A 1,068-nucleotide genomic window follows, 5' to 3' on the forward strand; every position below is an offset into this window, starting at 1 on the left:
GCTAAGCGGTCCGCCATAGATGTTGTACACATCTGCGATGCTGCGTGCAGATGTGAGCCCGGAGGAATGGGAGCGACTCCGCGAGCGGGGTCGCTCGTCCTGGGCGACCCCGTGGGAGCGTGACCGGGTAGAGATGATTCTCCTGTCCGCCTCGGGCTGGTCGCCGCCACGGATTGCGGAGTACCTGGGAGTGCATGTGGCGACTGTGCGACGTGTTCTCAAAGCATGGAGCCGCGAGGGCGTGGATGCGCTGGAGCGCAAGCTGCCGGGGCCAGTTCCGGACGTTGAGCGATACGCCACTGTGGTGGGCATGCTCGAGCAGTTGCTCTCGGAGCCACGTACCTGGACGTCAGCCCAGTTGGCTGAGGCATTGGCCGGGGTGGGCATTCAAATGAGTGCCCGGCAGACGGAGCGCTACCTGGCAGAGTTGGGTGCTGGCTGGCACCGCACCAAGTCGAGCCTGGCGTATCTGCAGCAGCCCGAGGCGGTGGAGCAGGCGCGCCGCAAGCTCAGCACGCTCAAAAAAAGCCCGTTCCCAGAGGCTGGACCTCTTCTTCCTCGATGAGTGCGGCTTCGCTCCCACTCAACCGACGGGCTACAGTTGGACGCTGCGAGGCAGTCGTAAACTCATTGCCCATGAGGCCACCAAGGGTAGGCGCGCCAACGCCCTGGTCGCCTACGGCATTCGCGACGGCCAGCGAGCCCTGCGTTTCACCGTGAAGGGCCGCTCGCTTACCAGTGCGGATGTCTTCGACTTCCTGCGGGTGCTCCCCACCGGGAAGCGGCCATGCGTCGTTGTCCTGGACAACGTCAACATCCACACCAGCCGCTTCATTCGCCAACGACGTAGGCACCTGCGCAAGCTCGGCGTGCGCCTCTTCTTTCTCCCGGTGTACTCGCCGGAACTCAACGAGGTGGAGCCCGTCTTCGGCGTGGTGAAGTCCTACGAAATGCCCCGCCGCAGTTACCCCACGCTCGCTGAGCTGCTCGCCGCTGTCCGCAGCGCCTTCACCAGCTACCGAAACCGCATGCGGAAAAAGTGAACATGATCTATGGCGGACCGCTTAG

2 protein-coding genes are annotated in these 1,068 nt (G+C 64.0%); both read left to right on the plus strand.

The window, feature by feature from the left end:
* The first annotated feature begins 37 nt into the window (after nucleotides 1–37).
* The gene (locus SYV04_RS43635; RefSeq protein WP_321552064.1) at nucleotides 38–565 is read left to right on the plus strand and encodes a helix-turn-helix domain-containing protein; all 528 of its coding nucleotides are present in this window, start codon (nucleotides 38–40) and stop codon (nucleotides 563–565) included.
* Complete coding sequence (locus tag SYV04_RS43640) at nucleotides 543–1,043, plus strand: transposase (protein WP_321552065.1); 501 nt, start codon at nucleotides 543–545, stop codon at nucleotides 1,041–1,043. Before SYV04_RS43635 ends, SYV04_RS43640 begins: the two co-directional genes overlap by 23 nt.
* Nucleotides 1,044–1,068: the final 25 nt, after the last annotated feature.

Source organism: Hyalangium ruber, from assembly GCF_034259325.1.
Lineage (GTDB): Bacteria > Myxococcota > Myxococcia > Myxococcales > Myxococcaceae > Hyalangium_A > Hyalangium_A rubrum.